Annotated in this window: 19 protein-coding genes; 12 read left to right on the top strand and 7 right to left on the bottom strand. The window is 58.3% G+C overall.

Annotated elements, in window-relative coordinates:
• Nucleotides 1–155 precede the first annotated feature (155 nt).
• The 6 genes from HW561_RS16010 (at nt 156) to HW561_RS15985 (ending at nt 6438) form a co-directional block, all read left to right on the top strand.
• Nucleotides 156–833, top strand: a complete 678-nt coding sequence (locus tag HW561_RS16010) for an SURF1 family protein (RefSeq protein WP_176866347.1) — start codon at nt 156–158, stop codon at nt 831–833.
• Nucleotides 830–2218 carry a threonine synthase gene (thrC, locus tag HW561_RS16005; RefSeq protein ID WP_176866346.1) on the top strand — a complete coding sequence of 463 codons (1389 nt, stop codon included), beginning with the start codon at nt 830–832 and terminating at the stop codon, nt 2216–2218. The genes HW561_RS16010 and thrC overlap by 4 nt, the downstream gene beginning before the upstream one ends.
• Nucleotides 2215–3477 (top strand): M16 family metallopeptidase, encoded by a 1263-nt coding sequence (locus HW561_RS16000; RefSeq protein WP_176866345.1) that lies wholly within the window; start codon nt 2215–2217, stop codon nt 3475–3477. The genes thrC and HW561_RS16000 overlap by 4 nt, the downstream gene beginning before the upstream one ends.
• Complete coding sequence (locus HW561_RS15995) at nt 3477–4061, top strand: GNAT family N-acetyltransferase (RefSeq protein WP_176866344.1); 585 nt, start codon at nt 3477–3479, stop codon at nt 4059–4061. The genes HW561_RS16000 and HW561_RS15995 overlap by 1 nt, the downstream gene beginning before the upstream one ends.
• A 104-nt stretch (nt 4062–4165) precedes the next feature.
• On the top strand, nt 4166–4984 hold the full coding sequence (locus HW561_RS15990; RefSeq protein ID WP_176866343.1) for an MBL fold metallo-hydrolase: 819 nt from the start codon (nt 4166–4168) through the stop codon (nt 4982–4984).
• Between the two features lie 38 nt (nt 4985–5022).
• A complete protein-coding gene (locus HW561_RS15985) occupies nt 5023–6438 on the top strand; it encodes an FAD-binding oxidoreductase (RefSeq protein WP_176866342.1) in 1416 nt (471 codons plus the stop codon).
• Between the two features lie 39 nt (nt 6439–6477).
• Here HW561_RS15985 and HW561_RS15980 read toward each other — a convergent pair whose 3' ends face one another.
• Together HW561_RS15980 and HW561_RS15975 are read right to left on the bottom strand one after the other, a co-directional pair.
• Nucleotides 6478–6960, bottom strand: a complete 483-nt coding sequence (locus HW561_RS15980) for a fasciclin domain-containing protein (protein WP_176866341.1) — start codon at nt 6958–6960, stop codon at nt 6478–6480.
• A gap of 170 nt (nt 6961–7130) precedes the next feature.
• Nucleotides 7131–7670: an adenine phosphoribosyltransferase gene (locus HW561_RS15975; protein WP_176866340.1), complete on the bottom strand. Its 540-nt coding sequence runs from the start codon at nt 7668–7670 to the stop codon at nt 7131–7133.
• A 323-nt stretch (nt 7671–7993) separates the two neighbouring features.
• Between HW561_RS15975 and HW561_RS15970 the strand changes: the two genes are divergently transcribed.
• Nucleotides 7994–8167, top strand: a complete 174-nt coding sequence (locus HW561_RS15970; protein ID WP_235962943.1) for a hypothetical protein — start codon at nt 7994–7996, stop codon at nt 8165–8167.
• Between the two features lie 7 nt (nt 8168–8174).
• Here the strand turns inward: HW561_RS15970 and HW561_RS15965 are convergent, their stop codons facing one another.
• Nucleotides 8175–8804 carry a LysE family translocator gene (locus tag HW561_RS15965; protein WP_176866338.1) on the bottom strand — a complete coding sequence of 210 codons (630 nt, stop codon included), beginning with the start codon at nt 8802–8804 and terminating at the stop codon, nt 8175–8177.
• A 291-nt stretch (nt 8805–9095) separates the two neighbouring features.
• Between HW561_RS15965 and HW561_RS15960 the strand changes: the two genes are divergently transcribed.
• Nucleotides 9096–9782, top strand: coding sequence for a hypothetical protein (locus HW561_RS15960; protein ID WP_176866337.1), 687 nt, complete (start codon nt 9096–9098; stop codon nt 9780–9782).
• 34 nt (nt 9783–9816) lie between these two features.
• Here the strand turns inward: HW561_RS15960 and HW561_RS15955 are convergent, their stop codons facing one another.
• Both HW561_RS15955 and HW561_RS15950 read right to left on the bottom strand, forming a co-directional pair.
• Nucleotides 9817–10689 (bottom strand): S-methyl-5'-thioadenosine phosphorylase, encoded by an 873-nt coding sequence (locus HW561_RS15955; RefSeq protein WP_176866336.1) that lies wholly within the window; start codon nt 10687–10689, stop codon nt 9817–9819.
• 66 nt (nt 10690–10755) lie between these two features.
• The gene (locus HW561_RS15950; protein WP_235962939.1) at nt 10756–11349 is read right to left on the bottom strand and encodes an invasion associated locus B family protein; all 594 of its coding nucleotides are present in this window, start codon (nt 11347–11349) and stop codon (nt 10756–10758) included.
• A gap of 134 nt (nt 11350–11483) precedes the next feature.
• Here HW561_RS15950 and HW561_RS15945 point away from each other — a divergent pair, with 134 nt between their 5' ends.
• Nucleotides 11484–13118, top strand: a complete 1635-nt coding sequence (locus HW561_RS15945) for a SulP family inorganic anion transporter (RefSeq protein WP_176866334.1) — start codon at nt 11484–11486, stop codon at nt 13116–13118.
• A 31-nt stretch (nt 13119–13149) separates the two neighbouring features.
• On the opposite strand, the gene HW561_RS15940 is transcribed toward HW561_RS15945, so the two are convergent.
• Both HW561_RS15940 and HW561_RS15935 read right to left on the bottom strand, forming a co-directional pair.
• Nucleotides 13150–13791, bottom strand: a complete 642-nt coding sequence (locus HW561_RS15940; protein ID WP_176866333.1) for a CatB-related O-acetyltransferase — start codon at nt 13789–13791, stop codon at nt 13150–13152.
• A complete protein-coding gene (locus HW561_RS15935; protein ID WP_176866332.1) occupies nt 13791–14396 on the bottom strand; it encodes a flavin reductase family protein in 606 nt (201 codons plus the stop codon). Before HW561_RS15935 ends, HW561_RS15940 begins: the two co-directional genes overlap by 1 nt.
• Nucleotides 14397–14469: 73 nt before the next feature.
• Here HW561_RS15935 and HW561_RS15930 point away from each other — a divergent pair, with 73 nt between their 5' ends.
• The 3 genes from HW561_RS15930 (at nt 14470) to HW561_RS15920 (ending at nt 16364) form a co-directional block, all read left to right on the top strand.
• Nucleotides 14470–14964, top strand: a complete 495-nt coding sequence (locus tag HW561_RS15930; protein ID WP_176866331.1) for a GNAT family N-acetyltransferase — start codon at nt 14470–14472, stop codon at nt 14962–14964.
• Nucleotides 14965–15017: 53 nt separating this feature from the next.
• On the top strand, nt 15018–15761 hold the full coding sequence (locus tag HW561_RS15925; RefSeq protein ID WP_176866330.1) for an EcsC family protein: 744 nt from the start codon (nt 15018–15020) through the stop codon (nt 15759–15761).
• Nucleotides 15762–15902: 141 nt separating this feature from the next.
• Nucleotides 15903–16364, top strand: a complete 462-nt coding sequence (locus HW561_RS15920; protein ID WP_176866329.1) for an NUDIX hydrolase — start codon at nt 15903–15905, stop codon at nt 16362–16364.
• Nucleotides 16365–16419: the final 55 nt, after the last annotated feature.

Raw genomic sequence — 16419 nt, 5'->3', positions numbered from 1 at the left:
ATCAAATTGCAAAAGCCGCCCTCTGGGGCGGCTTTTTCTCGATTTGGGCGCAAGATTGCGCCCGATACAATTGGAAGGTTGCAATTTTGCCTGCGCAGCCCTTAACAAGGCGCCGGCTGTTTCGCAGCCTTCCCGCAACGAAACATGGTCCTGACATGCGCCGCATTCTGTTCCTGCTGATCTTTGGCATCGCCGGTCTGGCTGTGCTGCTGTCGCTGGGCATTTGGCAGTCGCAGCGCCTGAGCTGGAAAGAAGCAGTTCTTGCCGATATCGAGGCCCGCATTTCCGGTGAAACGGTTGGATTGCCGGATCAGTTGTCGCCTGAGGATGATCGCTACCTGCCCGTATCAGCTTCCGGAGAGATACTGCCCGGAGAGATTCATGTCCTCGTCTCGGTCAAAAAGGTTGGACCCGGTTACCGGGTCATAGCGCCGTTCAGAACCGGTGGGCGCACGATCCTGATCGACCGGGGGTTCATTCGGACGCCGGACAAATTGTCTGACCGTCAGATTGGCGCAATGGATGTTACCGGTAATCTGCACTGGCCGGATGAAATTGACAGTTACACGCCCGAACCCGATATCGACGATAACATCTGGTTTGCCCGTGATGTGCCTGCGCTGGCGGCTAAACTGGGAACCGAGCCAGTGCTGCTGATCGCACGCTCGCAAACCGATCCCGACATAACCCCTTTGCCGGTCAGTGTGACAGGCATCCCGAATGATCACCTGCAATACGCAGTGACCTGGTTTGGTCTGGCCTTGGTCTGGGCCGCGATGACCGGATATTTCCTGTGGCGCAGTCGCGCCCCGTCTGAGAGTGAAGCGCAATGAAATACATCTCGACCCGTGGGCAAGCGCCCGAACTGAGTTTCGAAGAGGCGATGTTGACCGGGCTGGCCCGAGACGGCGGCCTGTATCTGCCCGCCGAAATCCCGGTGATGTCGCAAGATGACATCGCAGCGCTGGCTGGTCAGCCTTATGAGGAAATCGCCTTTCGCGTGATGTGGCCCTATGTCAGCGGCTCGTTTGCCGAGGACGAATTCAAGGAAATCATCGCGCGCGCCTATGAGGGGTTCGGTCATGATGCCCGCGCGCCGCTGAAACAGCTGAACGAGAACCATTTCCTGTTGGAACTGTTCCATGGGCCGACGCTGGCCTTCAAAGATTTTGCCATGCAACTGATTGGTCAGCTGTTTCAGGTCGCCTTGAAACGGCGCGGCGAACGGGTGACTATCGTGGGCGCGACCAGCGGCGATACCGGATCGGCAGCCATTGATGCGTTCCGTGGGCTGGATGCGGTGGATGTGTTCATCCTGTTTCCGCACGGGCGCGTGTCCGAAGTGCAGCGCCGCCAGATGACCACACCAGCCGACAGTAATGTTCACGCGTTGGCCGTGGATGGCGATTTCGACGATTGCCAAGCTGCCGTGAAGGACATGTTCAACGATTTTGAATTTCGCGACGGGGTGAAACTGGCCGGGGTGAACTCGATCAACTTTGCCCGGGTGCTGGCGCAGGTGGTTTATTACTTCTCGGCTGCGACAAGCCTTGGTGCACCACATCGCAAGGTCAGCTTCACAGTGCCCACCGGCAATTTCGGCGATATCTTCGCGGGTTACATTGCCAAACGTATGGGGCTGCCGATCGACCGTCTGGTGGTGGCAACCAACCAGAACGATATCCTGCATCGCTGCCTGTCAGGGCAGGGGTATTTCAAGGGCGATACCATCCCCTCGATCAGCCCGTCGATGGACATTCAGGTGAGTTCGAACTTTGAGCGCGCGCTGTATTATGCCTATGGCGAAGATGGCAGCGCCGTGGCGCAGCTGATGGATGAACTGAAGCAGGGCGGTTTCAACGTCAGCCAAGGCGCGATGGAGGCGCTGAGCGAGAATTTTGACTCGGGCCGCGTGTCCGAGGATGAAACGCTTGCCACGATCAAAGCCACGCTGGCACACAGTGCCGAGCTGGTCTGCCCGCACACGGCGGTTGGTATCAAGGTGGCCGAAGACCACCGTGTCACCGACGTACCGATGATCACACTGGCCACTGCACATCCGGCGAAATTCCCGGCCGCGGTCGAGAAGGCGAGCGACGTACATCCGCCTCTTCCATCCCGCATGTCTGATCTGTATGAACGTCCGGAACGGGTGACCCGCATTGCAAATGATCTGGGTGCCCTCGAGGATCATATCAAAAGGCATATCGCTGAGTGACTGTCAGACAAGATCAACTGAAGAACGGGTTTCGTATCGTCAGTGAACACATGCCGGGGCTGCAATCAGCAGCGATCGGCATTTGGGTATCCGCCGGTGGGCGGCATGAGCGGGTCGAACAGAACGGCATCGCGCATTTCCTTGAGCATATGGCCTTCAAGGGAACCCAACGCCGTTCCGCTTTGAAAATCGCCGAGGCGATCGAAGATGTGGGCGGGTACATCAACGCCTATACCTCGCGCGAAGTGACGGCCTATTACGCCCGCGTCCTCAAGGACGACGTGGCGCTGGCGATGGATGTCATCGGCGATATCGTCCTGAACCCTGTCTTTGATCCGCGCGAGATTGAGGTCGAGCGTGGTGTGATCCTGCAAGAGATCGGCCAAGCCTACGACACGCCCGACGATGTGATCTTTGACTGGCTGCAAGAGCAGAGCTATCACGATCAACCTCTGGGCCGGACCATTCTTGGCCCCACAGAACGGGTCAGCGCCTTTTCGCGCGAGGATTTGTCCGGGTTCGTGGCCGAGCACTATGGCCCCGAACAGATGATCCTGTCCGCCGCTGGTGCGGTGGATCATGACGCGCTGATGAAAATGGCGGAAGAGATGTTTGGTCACCTGCAGCCGCGCAAGGGCCTGATTGCCGAACCCGCCCGCTTTACCGGTGGTGAGGCGCGTCAGGAGAAAGAGTTGGAGCAGGCTCATTTCGCGCTGGCGCTGGAAAGCCCCGGCTATCGCGACGATGCGATCTATACCGCGCAAATCTACTCGACCGCTTTGGGTGGCGGCATGTCCTCGCGGCTGTTTCAGGAAGTGCGCGAAACGCGCGGGTTATGCTACACGATTTTTGCCCAGACCGGCGCCTATGCCGATACGGGCACAACGACGATCTATGCCGGAACCTCCGCCGATCAGGTCAATGAGCTTGCGGCAATCACCATTGACGAGATGAAGCGCGCGGCCGAAGATATGAGCCCTGAAGAGGTTGCCCGTGCCCGTGCGCAAATGAAGGCCGGGATGCTGATGGGTCTGGAAAGTCCCTCGAACCGGGCGGAACGTCTGGCCCGTCTTGTGCAGATCTGGGACCGGGTGCCCTCACTCGAGGATGCGATTGCCAAGATCGACGCGGTCACCACCGAAGACGTGCGCCTGTTCGCCGAACAGATGGCCGTTCAGGCACCGGCGGCATTGGCGTTGTACGGTCCGGTCTCGGGCGCGCCAACACTGGCCGAATTGCAGGAGAGGCGCGCGGCGTGATGCTGTTGGGCAGACGCAAGCTGAAACTCGAGACCGAGCGCCTGAGCCTGCGCCCGCCCGTTCACTCTGATTTTAACGATTGGGTGGCCCTGCGACGATCGTCCAAGGACTACCTCACCCCGTGGGAACCAATCTGGGCCAAGGATCACCTGAGCCGGAAGTCCTTCACCAACCGCGTCTATTGGGCGCAACGGTCCGTGGGTGGCGGCACGGCGATCCCGTTGTTCCTGTTTCGCCGGACCGACGGAGTGTTGTTGGGCGCGATCACGCTGGACAATATCAGGCGAGGTCCCGCACAGGCCGGGACGCTGGGATACTGGACCGGTCAATCCTTTGCGCGTCAGGGATACATGCGCGAGGCGATTGGGGCGGTCCTCCACCATGCCTTTACCCGCCTCGACCTCAGCCGGATCGAGGCCGCCTGCCTGCCGGAGAACGCAGCCTCACGAGGGTTGTTGGAAAGCTCGGGGTTCAAATATGAGGGCGTGGCGCAGTCTTACCTGCAGATCAACGGACGCTGGCGGACACATGTGTTGTATGCAAGCCTTCGGTCCGACCGGCGCGGTAAGACAGACGCAGGTTAAGGCCCCTGGAGAGCCATTGGGGCGCTGCCCCAAACCCCGGAGTACTTTGAAAAAGATGAAGACGTAACGGGTGACTTGTCGCCGGGTTACGCTACACTTCGTCCATGCGCTGGATTGTTGCGGTACTGATGGTGATCTCGGGCGGGGCTGCGGCGCAAGAGCGGCGCCCGAGCCATTGCATTGCCATCGCAGACGCGGCGCCAGGAATTGAATATCTGCACAAGGCGGCGTGGAGTGACCCGGTTCCCGACTTCTCGGTTCGGATCAGCTATATCGCCCACGCCTCCTTTCTGATCCAAACCCAAGGCGGGCTGAACGCGGTGACTGATTTCACAGGTTTCATCGGCAGCGCAGACATGATCCCTGATGTGGTGACGATGAACCATGCCCACGACACCCATTGGACCGCGAATCCCGATCCGGCGATCCCGTATGCCTTGCCGGGATGGGGCGCGTTTGGGCTTGGGATCGATCATCACCTTGATCTGGGTGAGATGTTGGTGCGCAATGTGTCAACGGACATCCGCTCTGCTTATGGCGGGGTGGAGGAGCGCGGAAACTCGATCTTCGTGTTCGAGGTCGAAGGCCTGTGCATCGGTCATCTTGGACATCTGCATCACGTGCCGTCGGACGAGCAATTCGCGGCGCTGGGGCGGCTGGACGTGGTCATGGCGGCCGTGGATGGCGGCACCACCATGCCGCTGCCTGAGATGATCTCGGTTCTCAAGAGGCTTAAGAGTTCGGTTATCATCCCGATGCACTGGTTCTCGGGGTTTTCGCTGGATCGGTTTTTGGTCGATATCCGGAACGATTTCCCAGTCGAGCGGGAAGGCGTCTCGGAAATCACCGTCTCTTTGCGCAGTTTGCCGGACCGCCCCACTGTTGTGGTGCTGGAACCGCGTTATCTGATCGAACTGGAATAGGGCTTGTGGCGGTGGTGTGCCTTGGGCGATGAAGGGCCATGGATTTAAACCCAGCCGATGACCGTTTTGCCGATTTGATCCGCGCTGATCTGGGCGATGATGTGCTGCGCCCCGCGACCGAACGGTACCTTGAGGAACCGCGCAACCGGTTTGCGGGCCATATTGGCCTGTTAGCCCTGCCACGCACTGTTGAGGAGGTCGCGGGTCTGGTGCGGCATGCCTCGGCTGCGCACGTTCCGGTGGTGCCATATGGCGGTGGGACGGGTCTGGTTGGCGGGCAAGTGATGGCCCATGGGCCAGCTCCTCTGGTTGTTTCGATGGAAAGGATGACCGCCATCCGGGCGGTTTACCCAACCGAAAATGTTCTGATTGCCGAGGCCGGGGCCATTCTGGCCGATGTCCGCGCCGCCGCCGATTCCGCGGATCGATTATTCCCACTGTCGCTGGCGGCGCAGGGGTCCTGCCGGATCGGTGGCAATCTGGCCACCAATGCCGGAGGGGTCAACGTGCTGCGCTATGGCAATGCGCGTGACCTGTGCCTGGGGCTCGAGGCGGTTTTGCCCAACGGTGAAATCTGGCACGGCCTCAGCCGTTTGCGCAAAGACAACACCGGCTATGATCTGCGTAATCTGCTGATCGGAGCCGAAGGCACATTGGGGATCATTACGGCTGCGGCATTGAAACTGTTCCCACGCCCTGCGGCTGTAGGAACGGCGATGTTTCAGGTGCCCTCACCCGAGGCCGCCATCGAGTTGCTGGCCCTCGCGCGTGATCAAGTAGGGGAGACTGTCAGTACATTCGAGCTGATCCACCGGCAGGGCCTTGAATTCCTGACCGAAGTTTTGCCAGACGTCCGCCAGCCCTTCGAGGTTCCCCCCGAGTGGTCTGTTCTTATTGAACTGGGGCTGTCAGCCGGTCAATCTCCGTCCGAGGCGTTGGAAGCCGTTTATCAAAGCGCCGAGTCCCAAGGGTTGGTCAGCGACGGGGTCATTGCCCAAAGCGAAGCACAGCGCAGCGATCTTTGGGCTGTGCGGGAGCGCATCCCCGAGGCCAATCGTTTGATTGGGTCCGTCTCGAGCCACGACATCTCAATCCCGATCTCACTTATCCCGGACTTCATTCGCCAAGGCGCAGATATGGTCAGTGCATTAGGTCCGTATCGGATCAATTGCTTTGGGCATTTGGGGGATGGAAACCTGCACTACAACGTGTTCCCGCCACTTGGTCGGTACAGGGCAGATTTCGAGGATCAGCGTGGCCCGGTCAAGCGGGCAGTCCACGATCTTGTGCATGCGTTCAACGGGTCGGTAAGCGCGGAGCACGGGGTAGGGCGACTTAAAGTCGATGATCTGCAACGTTATGGCGACCCTGCGAAGTTGCATGCCATGCGTGCCATAAAGGCGGCCCTTGACCCGAAAGGCATCATGAACCCCGGTGCGGTTCTAAAGGTGTGAACACGGCCCGGGCGATCCGGGCCGTGTCGTGCAATCTGATCAAGACGCAGGCAAGATAACCTTGTCGATCACGTGAATGACGCCGTTTTCAGCTTCGATATCGGCCTGTACCACGTTGGCGTCGTTGACCATTACGCCCGAGTCCAGATCAATGGTGATATCTCCGCCCTGAACAGTGGCGGCCGTCATGTCATCGGACAGATCGCCTGACATCACTTTGCCGGGGACCACATGATAGGTCAGGATCGCAACCAGCTGATCCTTGTTCTCTGGCTTTAACAGGTTTTCAACGGTGCCTTCAGGCAGTGCAGCAAAAGCGTCATCTGTCGGTGCAAACACGGTGAACGGGCCTTCGCCTTTCAGGGTGTCGACCAGCTCGGCGGCCTGAACCGCGGCAACGAGGGTTTCAAAACTCCCGGCTGCGACGGCAGTGTCCACGATGTCCTTGGCGTGACCATCGGCCATGGCGGATGTGCTGAGAAGGATCGATGCGACACCAGCGGCGGCGAATTTGCGGAACATAACGTAGTCTCCCTAAGTTGAAATGCCTCAAGCAGCATCACCAAGGGTACGGACGATCATCGCAAGAAGATCACCGCGCGTGAGCAGTTATCCCTGTTGAAATAGGGCACAGTTGCCCTAAGCTACCGTTGTTTGGAAATTCCAATCACAGATTTGTGACTTCAAACGGGTTAAAGCCCTTCGAAATCGCACAGGACATGAACATCCATGCCCATACCCTCCAGCACCTTGCGACCACCGAGTTCGGGCAGATCAATGATGAACGCGCACGACACGATCTCGCCCCCCAGCCGTTCGATCAGCTTGATCCCCGCTGCCGCAGTGCCGCCGGTAGCCAGAAGGTCGTCGACAACCAGGATCTTCTCGCCAGGTTGGATGGCATCATCGTGAATTTCCACGATCGCTTCACCATATTCCAGTTTGTAATCCTGACTGATCGTGGTCCCGGGCAATTTACCCTTCTTGCGGATTGGAACAAAGCCGACGCTCAACTGGTGTGCGATGGCACCGCCCAGAATGAATCCCCGTGCTTCGAGGCCCACAACCTTGTCGATCCGTTCGCCCGCATAGGGGTGCAGCATCTGGTCGATGGCCATGCGAAACCCGCGCGGGTCGGCAAATAAGGTCGTCACATCGCGAAACATGATCCCTTCATGGGGGAAATCAACGATGGTCCGAATGTAGTCTTTGACCGTCTTGTTTCTGGACATAAGCCAACCCTTTTGCGCCAAAACACGCCGGGCTGTTTGGCCCATTGGGGTCAGTCATGCAAGGAGAGATTGTCAGCTGCGGCCATTTACACCAACCCGACGCAGTCTTGGGCAATCCGAGATAACGATACGGCGTGGCAGGCAGCCCCGGCAGGTGTGGTTTGCACCTACGGAGTTGATGTCACAAAAGAAGCGCCTGGGCACCATGAAGGTTGATTGCCATAATCCCACTTTCTTTGTGAGGTGGTCATATTTACATTTGAGATACTATGTATATGCATTGCATCGCGATCGGAATCGGAAATTTGATGGGAGCAGGGCGCGTGGTAACGAAAGATGGTAAGGGTTCTACCAAGAAAAACAGTCAGTTGGTCTTGCGCTTGGACAAAGACGAGCGGGACGCCTTTGTTGAATTGTGCAAGGAATTGGATACGTCGGCTGCCAGAGAAATCCGGCGCTTTATTCGTGGGTTCATGAAGGACAACGCCGAAGATTGATGCCCCTTTATGCTGGTCGACGCAGGACGGCGGTGGCCACGCCCATTCCAATCAGAGCCAATCCTCCGAACCGGGTCATCGCCGTGATCACGCCCGCCTGTCCGATCATCAGGCGCAGCCGGTCTGCCAGCAAGGCATAGGCCAGGGAATTTAGCCAAGCCAATCCGACGAATGTGGCGATAACGATAGCGAATTGCGGGCCCAGAGGTTCGGCAGGGCGCAGGAATTGCGGCACGAAGGCGATGAAAAAGGCGATCGATTTCGGGTTCAATGCGGTGACGGCGGCGGCATGGCCAAAGACACTGCGTGCTGTCACGTCACGTCTGGTGTCCACGGTGCTCAGCCCACCCGATGGTGCGCTGCGCAGCAGTTTGATGCCCAGCCAGACCAGATAAGCCGCCCCGACCCATTTCAACACGGAAAACAAGGTGGCCGAGGCCAGAACCAGCGCACCAAGCCCCAGCAAGGACGCGGTCATCGCAACCAGATCACCAACCGCGACCCCCGTGGCAGACGCGACTGCCACGCTGCGCCCTTTGGATAGCGCATAGCTAAGCACCAGCAACACTGTGGGCCCCGGTATCAACAGCAGCGCGGTCGAGGCCGCGACAAAGGTCAGCCAGAGTTCAAAAGACATCCTTCAAGCAACTCCCGGATTCTAAGGCGATTTCCTTCAGCTAGGGCACCAGCTGTTTCAAAGTCAATCAAACAAGGGATCGAATGTCGCTGATGCAGGCTCGTTCGCTCGCTTTTTTCCATGTTTTATGTTAATATTGAGTCCTATTTTAATCGGAGTATTTCTTATGAAGTGTTTAGCAACGGGGCTATTGCTCCTTACATTACTCGTTCCCGCAAGTGTTAACGCCCAAGGATGCCCGGATGGCTATTCGGATTGTGGAGGCGACTTGTGTTGCCCAACGGTGCAGCCATGAAACTTTCTGGTATTGGTGACGCAGTGCGGTCACGCGCGGGCTACCTGCTTGCAGTGGTCGGTGTGATCGCAGTTGTGGCCGTTTGTGCGCCCCTCATTTTGGACGCAGACGAGGCCGATTTGCGCTATGATCGCCACAGCATCCCGGCCCATCGGCTGGACAGCCCAAAACCCGGCGACGCGTATGCCTTTGATCATTCAACTGGCGATTTCTTTCCCATCAAACTGTGCAAGCTTCACATGGCCGACACTTATCCTGTTGCCCGGGTCCAGTTCGCGGGTATCAACGATTGGGGGAAGGGTTTTAACGACGCGATCTCTCAGGTGGGACAGTTTGTCGGTGAAAAGATCCTAGTGAACATGAATCTGGACGATGCAAATGTGGTTTGGGAATACAACAAGATCTACCGCAGTGCCGAGCTGAACTCGAAACTTGAACGCGAGTGTCTGGACCGCGTGATTGAGCGTGTACGCATGCCTGATCAGTCGGTGTACATCGTCGATATGGTCTATTTCCCACCAAACGATCCTGACCGGCCTGATTTGGTGCAGCTGTCACGTTCCAGCATCATTCCCAAAGATTGTGGCGCACAATGTTTGAACCCCACGCCGAAGCATAAGGTCCTCAAAATCGGTTGGCTGACGCGTGTAAAAGCCGACTGGGAATTGGTGCGTATCGAGTAAGCGCACCAATACTTCCAGTGGCGTCACAGGGCGGTTACAAAATCCGCCCTGCCACTGCGTCCAGTTTGGCCAGCAACGCCGGGTCGCGTTTTTCAGGTGCGGTCAGGATCGCGTATTCCAGTGCCTGGTCACAGCCATGCGGACAAGGCGCGCGGTCTGTACCCAGTAAAGCCGGAAGACCCTTGATCATCGCGCGGCCTTTTTCGGCATTGCCGGTCAGGGTGGCGATGATCGCGGACACGTCTACTTCGCCGTGGTCCGGGTGCCAGCTGTCATAATCCGTGACCATAGCGACCGAGGCATAGCAAAGCTCGGCCTCGCGGGCGAGTTTCGCTTCGGGCATGTTGGTCATGCCGATCACGTCACAACCCCACTGTTCGCGGTACATTTTTGACTCGGCCAGCGTGGAAAACTGCGGCCCCTCCATCGCCAGATAGGTGCCGCCGCGATGGATGGTGATCCCTGCGGCCTTGCCGGCGGTTTCGCACGCATCGCTCAGGCGCGGACAGGTGGGATGGGCGACGCTGACATGGGCCACGCAGCCGGTCCCGAAAAAGCTTTTTTCACGCGCAAACGTGCGATCGATGAACTGATCGACGATCACGAAATCCCCCGGTGCCATATGCTCGCGGAACGATCCGCATGCCGAGACCGAGATCACATCTGTCACCCCCAACCGTTTCAGCGCATCGATGTTGGCACGATAGGGCACTTCAGTGGGCGAATGCACGTGTCCGCGACCATGACGCGGCAGAAACGCCATCTCGACGCCCTCCAGCGATCCGGTCAGGATCTGGTCCGAGGGTGCGCCCCATGGCGTCTCAACACTCACCCATTTCGCATTTTCCAGCCCGTCAATGTCGTAAATGCCTGATCCGCCAATAACGGCAATCTTGGTTTGGGTCACTGCTTTGCTCCGCCTGAATCTCTGATGTGGAATTTGTGCGGGCTGTGCCCTGGATTGACAAGGGGCCTATTCGGACCGCGCCAGCAGATTGCGCGCTTGTGATTGCGTCTTGAAATCAGCCCAAGCGGCGTCAAACCCATCCAGCCGCCATGTCAGATCCTGAGATTGCCCATGGCGGTCGCGAAACACAAAGCGATACGCGTCGCCTGTCATCATGGCGCCCACCAGGTCATCGGCGGCCTGACCCTCGAATGTGCAGCTCAATCCGGTCAGACACCCCGGTCGCAAGGTCTGCCAGACGATCTGATCACCGCGTTCGATGCGAAAGCCTGACGGACTGAACAAAGTGCCCGCTTCCATGCCGAATTCGATTTTAATCCCCTCTGGCTCAGGCGTGATGAACACGAATTGCGCGCCAAATTTCGGGCGCGGGGAAAAGACATCGACCCGCCGGATGTAACAGCGCTGCTTCGATGCTCCACCTTCTTCACGCTCGTCGCAAATCGTGTTCCAGATCCCGAAAATCTCATGATGCACCACACGCCAGTTTCCGGGCGTGTCATTGCCCTGCAAATCCTGGGCGAACGCAGGCAGAGCGGCAAACAAAATAGGTATGACCCAACGCATGAAACCACAGTTGGCCGCACCCGCGGCGACCATCAAGTCACGTTGTTGCGAGAAAGCCGCTATGCGCACTGCGCATGACTGTATCCCGTCACGTGTAGTGGCTAAACAGCTCGGCGACCGGTAGAAGGTCCCTTTCGCGCGAACATACCGACCCATAGGACTGTCCAATGCCCCGAGCCTTGCTGGCAAGCTTTGCCAATCGCCTAGCCATACCCGATCTGCGTTGGATGCCAGACGAAGGTCTGACTCTGTCCCGCCTGCGGATCGAGCTTCTTTCGGGCCTGACAGTTGCGCTGGCACTGGTGCCCGAGGCTGTGGCCTTTGCCTTTGTGGCCGGCGTGCACCCTCTGGTCGGTCTTTATGCTGCGTTTCTGGTCGGTCTGATCACGGCGTTAATCGGTGGCCGCCCCGGCATGATCTCGGGTGCAACAGGCGCGTTGGCCGTGGTGATGGTGGCACTGGTGGCGCAGCACGGGGTTGAATACTTGTTCGCGACCGTTGTTTTGATGGGCATCCTGCAAGTGATTGCAGGTGCCATGCACTGGGGCCGGTTCATCCGCCTGGTGCCGCATCCGGTGATGCTGGGCTTTGTGAACGGTCTGGCCATCGTGATCTTTCTGGCCCAGATGGGGCAGTTTAAAGTTCCCGGCACCATGGAAAATACCGGCCACGGCATGAGCGGTGGTGAATGGCTTTCGGGCATGCAGATGTACACCATGCTGGGCCTTGTGGCGCTGACCATGGCAGTAATCTGGGTTATGCCGCGTATCACCCGCATTGTGCCAGCGCCGCTGGCCGGCATATTCGTTGTGGCCGCGCTGGTGATTGGTTTTGGTTTGGATGTGCCGCGCGTCGGAGATCTGGCCTCGATCGAAGGTGGGTTGCCTGCATTCCACATCCCGATGGTGCCACTGAACTGGGAAACCTTTGAGATTATCCTGCCCTACGCGGTCATTTTGGCGGCCATTGGCCTGATCGAATCCCTGCTGACCCTGAACCTTGTGGGTGAAATCACCGGCAAGCGCGGTGGTGCTTCGCAGGAATGTATCGCGCAGGGTGTTGCCAACGTAGCCACCGGGTTCTTCGGTGGCATGGGCGGTTGCGCCATGATTGGCCAGTCGATGATCAACGTGAAATCCGGCGGACGGACCCGCGTTGCCGGGATCGCGGCGGCGATGTTCCTGTTGATCTTTATCCTGTTTGCATCTCCGCTGATCGAAAAGATCCCGCTGGCAGCACTTGTGGGTGTGATGTTCATGGTGGTGATCGGTACCTTTGCCTGGAACTCGTTCAACATCATGCGCAAGGTGCCGCTGACCGATGCGTTCGTCATCGTTCTGGTCACCGTCGTGACCGTGATGGAAGATCTGGCCGTTGCCGTGGTTGTGGGTGTGATTGTCTCGGCGCTGGCCTATGCCTGGAACAACGCCAAGCGCATTCACGCAGTGACCCGCGAGTCTGAAACGGAAGAGGGCGCAAAAGTCTATGAAATCGAAGGCCCCCTGTTCTTTGGATCGTCCGAGGGCTTTGTGGAATTGTTCGATGTGCCGAATGACCCCGAAACCGTGATCGTGGACTTCGCCAATAGCCGCGTTGTGGACCAATCCGCCTTACAGGCCATCGAGAATATTGCGGGGAAATACGAAGCTGCAGGTAAGCGCGTAATGCTGCGCCACCTGAGCCGGGATTGTCACAAGCTGCTGAACAAGGCCGGACACTTGATGGTCGATAGCGATGATGACCCGGATTACGAACTGGCCGTCGATTATTCGGTCAAAACCGGCATTCTGGGCGGGCACTGATAGTAGAAGGCGGCTGGTTTGGCCGCCTTTTTTATTCCGCTGCGATGCGTTCAAGCGCGTCGATATCTCCGGACACCAGCGGGGCTTCTGCCGCGGCAATCGTCTCGGCGGGCCAATCCCACCATTGTAAGGCCAGCAATCGGTCGATCACTTCGGTCGGGAACCGAAATCGCTGCACCTCTGCCGGGTTGCCTGTGACGACAGCATAAGGCGGGATGGTTCCACGAACGACAGAACCGGCACCGATGATTGCTCCGGTACCGATCTGTGACCCCGGCAGGATCAGCGCGCCATACCCGATCCAAACATCATGCCCAACAATGGTGTCGCGGATATCGGGCTGAAAGCCTGTCATGCGGTCCGGATTGAACACCTGAAACGGAAAGCAGGTCAGCCCGTCCATCGCGTGATTGGCCGAGGCAGTGATGAACCGCACCCCATGCGCGATCTGGCAGAATTTACCCAGAACAAGCCGCTCTCGGGAGAAGGGAAACAGATACGGCGCAAGCCGCGCTGCCCAATCTTCGGGCGGGTCGAAATCCGAGGCATAGCTATATGCCCCAGCCTTGAAACGCGGATGATCCACCGTCTGTGACAGAAAAACCGTGCCCTTGTGATCTGTCCCATCGGGCAGCGTGATCGGGTAGCGGCGCGTTGGATCGGGCAGGGGCATCAGTCGTCCGGTCTCGACAGACTGAACAGGTTATTCACCACCGAATAATCCCGATACCCCAATCGCGCCAGAGGCCGGAACGAGGTGACATCGAATTTGCCGTCGCGCATGTGGTCGTCATGCAGGTGCACGCCGGTAACCTCGCCGAACACCACTCGATTGGCCTCGCCCGGTAATGTGACAATCTGAGTCAGCTTGCATTCCAGCGCAGCCGGGGCGCCTTGGATACGCGCGCAGGGAATGGTCTCGCATTCCACGGGGACCAGACCTGCGTGATCGAATTCGTCGACATGCTTGGCCAAGCCTTCGGAACTGGCGTTCATCGCGTCCCGATGCGCATGTGCCACGACGTTGACGCAAAAGAAACCTGTCGCCTCGATATTGGCGATACTGTCTTTGCCGCGGTCCTGATCGTGCTTTGTGCCGGTCGAGGCAAACATCACCTGCGGTGGCGTGTAAGCAACCCCGTTAAAAAAAGAATACGGCGCCAGATTATTGACCCCGTTCGCGTCGCGGGACGAAATCCAGCCAATCGGTCGTGGTGTGATAATGGCGTTGAACGGGTTGTGCGGCAATCCGTGACCGTCTTCGGGGCGATAGAACATCCATATCTCCAAGCGTTTGCCCAAGGCGTACCGAAGTGCTAGGGCGAATTCCAGCAAGGAAAAGAGGGCAGGCGTGCAGCAGTTCGGAATCAGGCCGGAAGAGCCGGACGATTGGTGGGAGGTCGAAGCCCTCTATGACCTGTGCTTTGCGCCGGGGCGCGAGGCGCTGTCCTCGTATCGTTTGCGCGATGATGTACCGCCGGTGGTAGGCTTGTCTCTGGTGGCGCGCGACGGGCAGGGTATTCTGGCCGGTGCAATCCGGTTCTGGCCGGTCCATGTTGGCGAGCATGATGCATTGTTGCTGGGTCCGGTCGCGGTTCACCCCACCCATCAGGGCGAAGGGTTGGGCGGCTACCTGATCCACGCCGGTGTCGAAGCCGGGCGGACCAAGGGCTGGGAACGGGTCATGCTGGTCGGTGATGCGCCTTATTATGCGCGGTTTGGCTTTTTGCCGTTACAAGGGGTCGAGATGCCGCCACCTACCAACCCGGACCGCGTTCTGGGACTGGAGTTAACCTCGGGTGTCTGGGCTGACGTCCATGGTCCGGTTACGCGCTGGACACGCTGACCTATTGAAACCATCCTGTTAAATGCCGATGTCTTACAGGCAGGAGGGCGCAGATGCAGAACGTGGTTCTAGTCGAAAAAGTGGACACCGAGGCCGAATTGGATCGGTTGGCTGAACATTATCGCACAGCCGGAGGAGCAGGGATCAAACTGCTGAACCGGATGGGTGGATCGGCGGAATCCCTGCTCGAACAACTGCCCGAACCGGTGCGCCAAGGCCTGACCGGGGCAACCGAGCAAGCGCTCTGGGTCGCTATGCATGCGGCCCAAGGGTCTCGGCGGGCAGTGCCGGACCAACAACCTTGGGTGAATACCGCACTGACAACGGCGCTGGGCGCGGCTGGCGGATTGGGTGGTGTGTCCACTGCTTTGATGGAGCTGCCTGCGACGACAACCATGTTGTTGCGCTCGATTCAGGGGGCAGCGGCACGCGAAGGGTTTGATCCTGCTGAGGAAAACGTGAAATTCGACTGTGTGCGGGTTTTGTCGGCTGCTGGGCCGCTGTCGCACGATGACGGGGCTGATCTGGGATTTTTCTCTGTGCGGCTCACCCTAACTGGACCTGCGATGCAACGCCTGATCGCAGCCGTCGCTCCACGCCTTTCAATTGTTCTGGGGCAAAAGCTGGCGGCACAATCCGTTCCCGTGTTGGGCGCGCTGGCCGGGGGCGGAACCAACTACGTCTATACGCGCTATTACCAACAGATTGCCCGCGTCCATTTCGGCCTGCGTCGGTTGGCGATCGATGCGGATATTCCGCCCGAAGAACTGGTGCGCAAACTGTCTGCACGTATGTAGCTTGTCCTTACTCGTTGCACTGACAGCCTTGGCTTGAACCGCATCATGTGGTATTCTAAGTGTGTTCAACCGCAAAATAACATCAAAACTCAGCGGCTTGGCGGACAGGCATGACTCCCATTCGAAAGGCATCACAACGTGATGGATGCAAGGCTTTCGCCCGATCAGTTGCGTGGCACCGGGAAGCTTCCCATTCTGCCGCAGGCGGCTGCCTTGTGCTATCGGATCCAGCGGGGCCAGCCCGAAGTTCTATTGATCACAACCCGACGGGCGCGTCGTTGGAGCATTCCCAAAGGCTGGTTGATCGGCGGGCTGACTACGGCCCAAACCGCCGCACAGGAAGCGTGGGAAGAAGCCGGTGTCGTTGGACATTGCAACGCAGACAGGTTGGGCCAGTTCTGCTATCTCAAGCATCGCACGGAACGCGGTTCTGCGCTGTGTCTGGTGGATGTTTTCCCACTGCAGGTGCAGTCTTTGGTTTCAAGTTACCCCGAAAAAGGTGAACGCAAGCGCAAGTGGTATTCGCCTGAAAAAGCAGCACTCAAGGTTGCATCACCTGATCTGGCCGAAATGTTGCGCAGTTTTGGGCCCTATCCGCATTGAAGGGGCTTTAGAAAGACTTGATATTACTATTCCGGTCGGTATCTATTCGCCTACC

Source organism: Ruegeria haliotis (assembly GCF_013377785.1).
Classification (GTDB): domain Bacteria; phylum Pseudomonadota; class Alphaproteobacteria; order Rhodobacterales; family Rhodobacteraceae; genus Ruegeria; species Ruegeria haliotis.
Note: the sequence above shows the minus strand (reverse complement) of the source record. Positions and strands in the feature narration are given on the sequence as shown.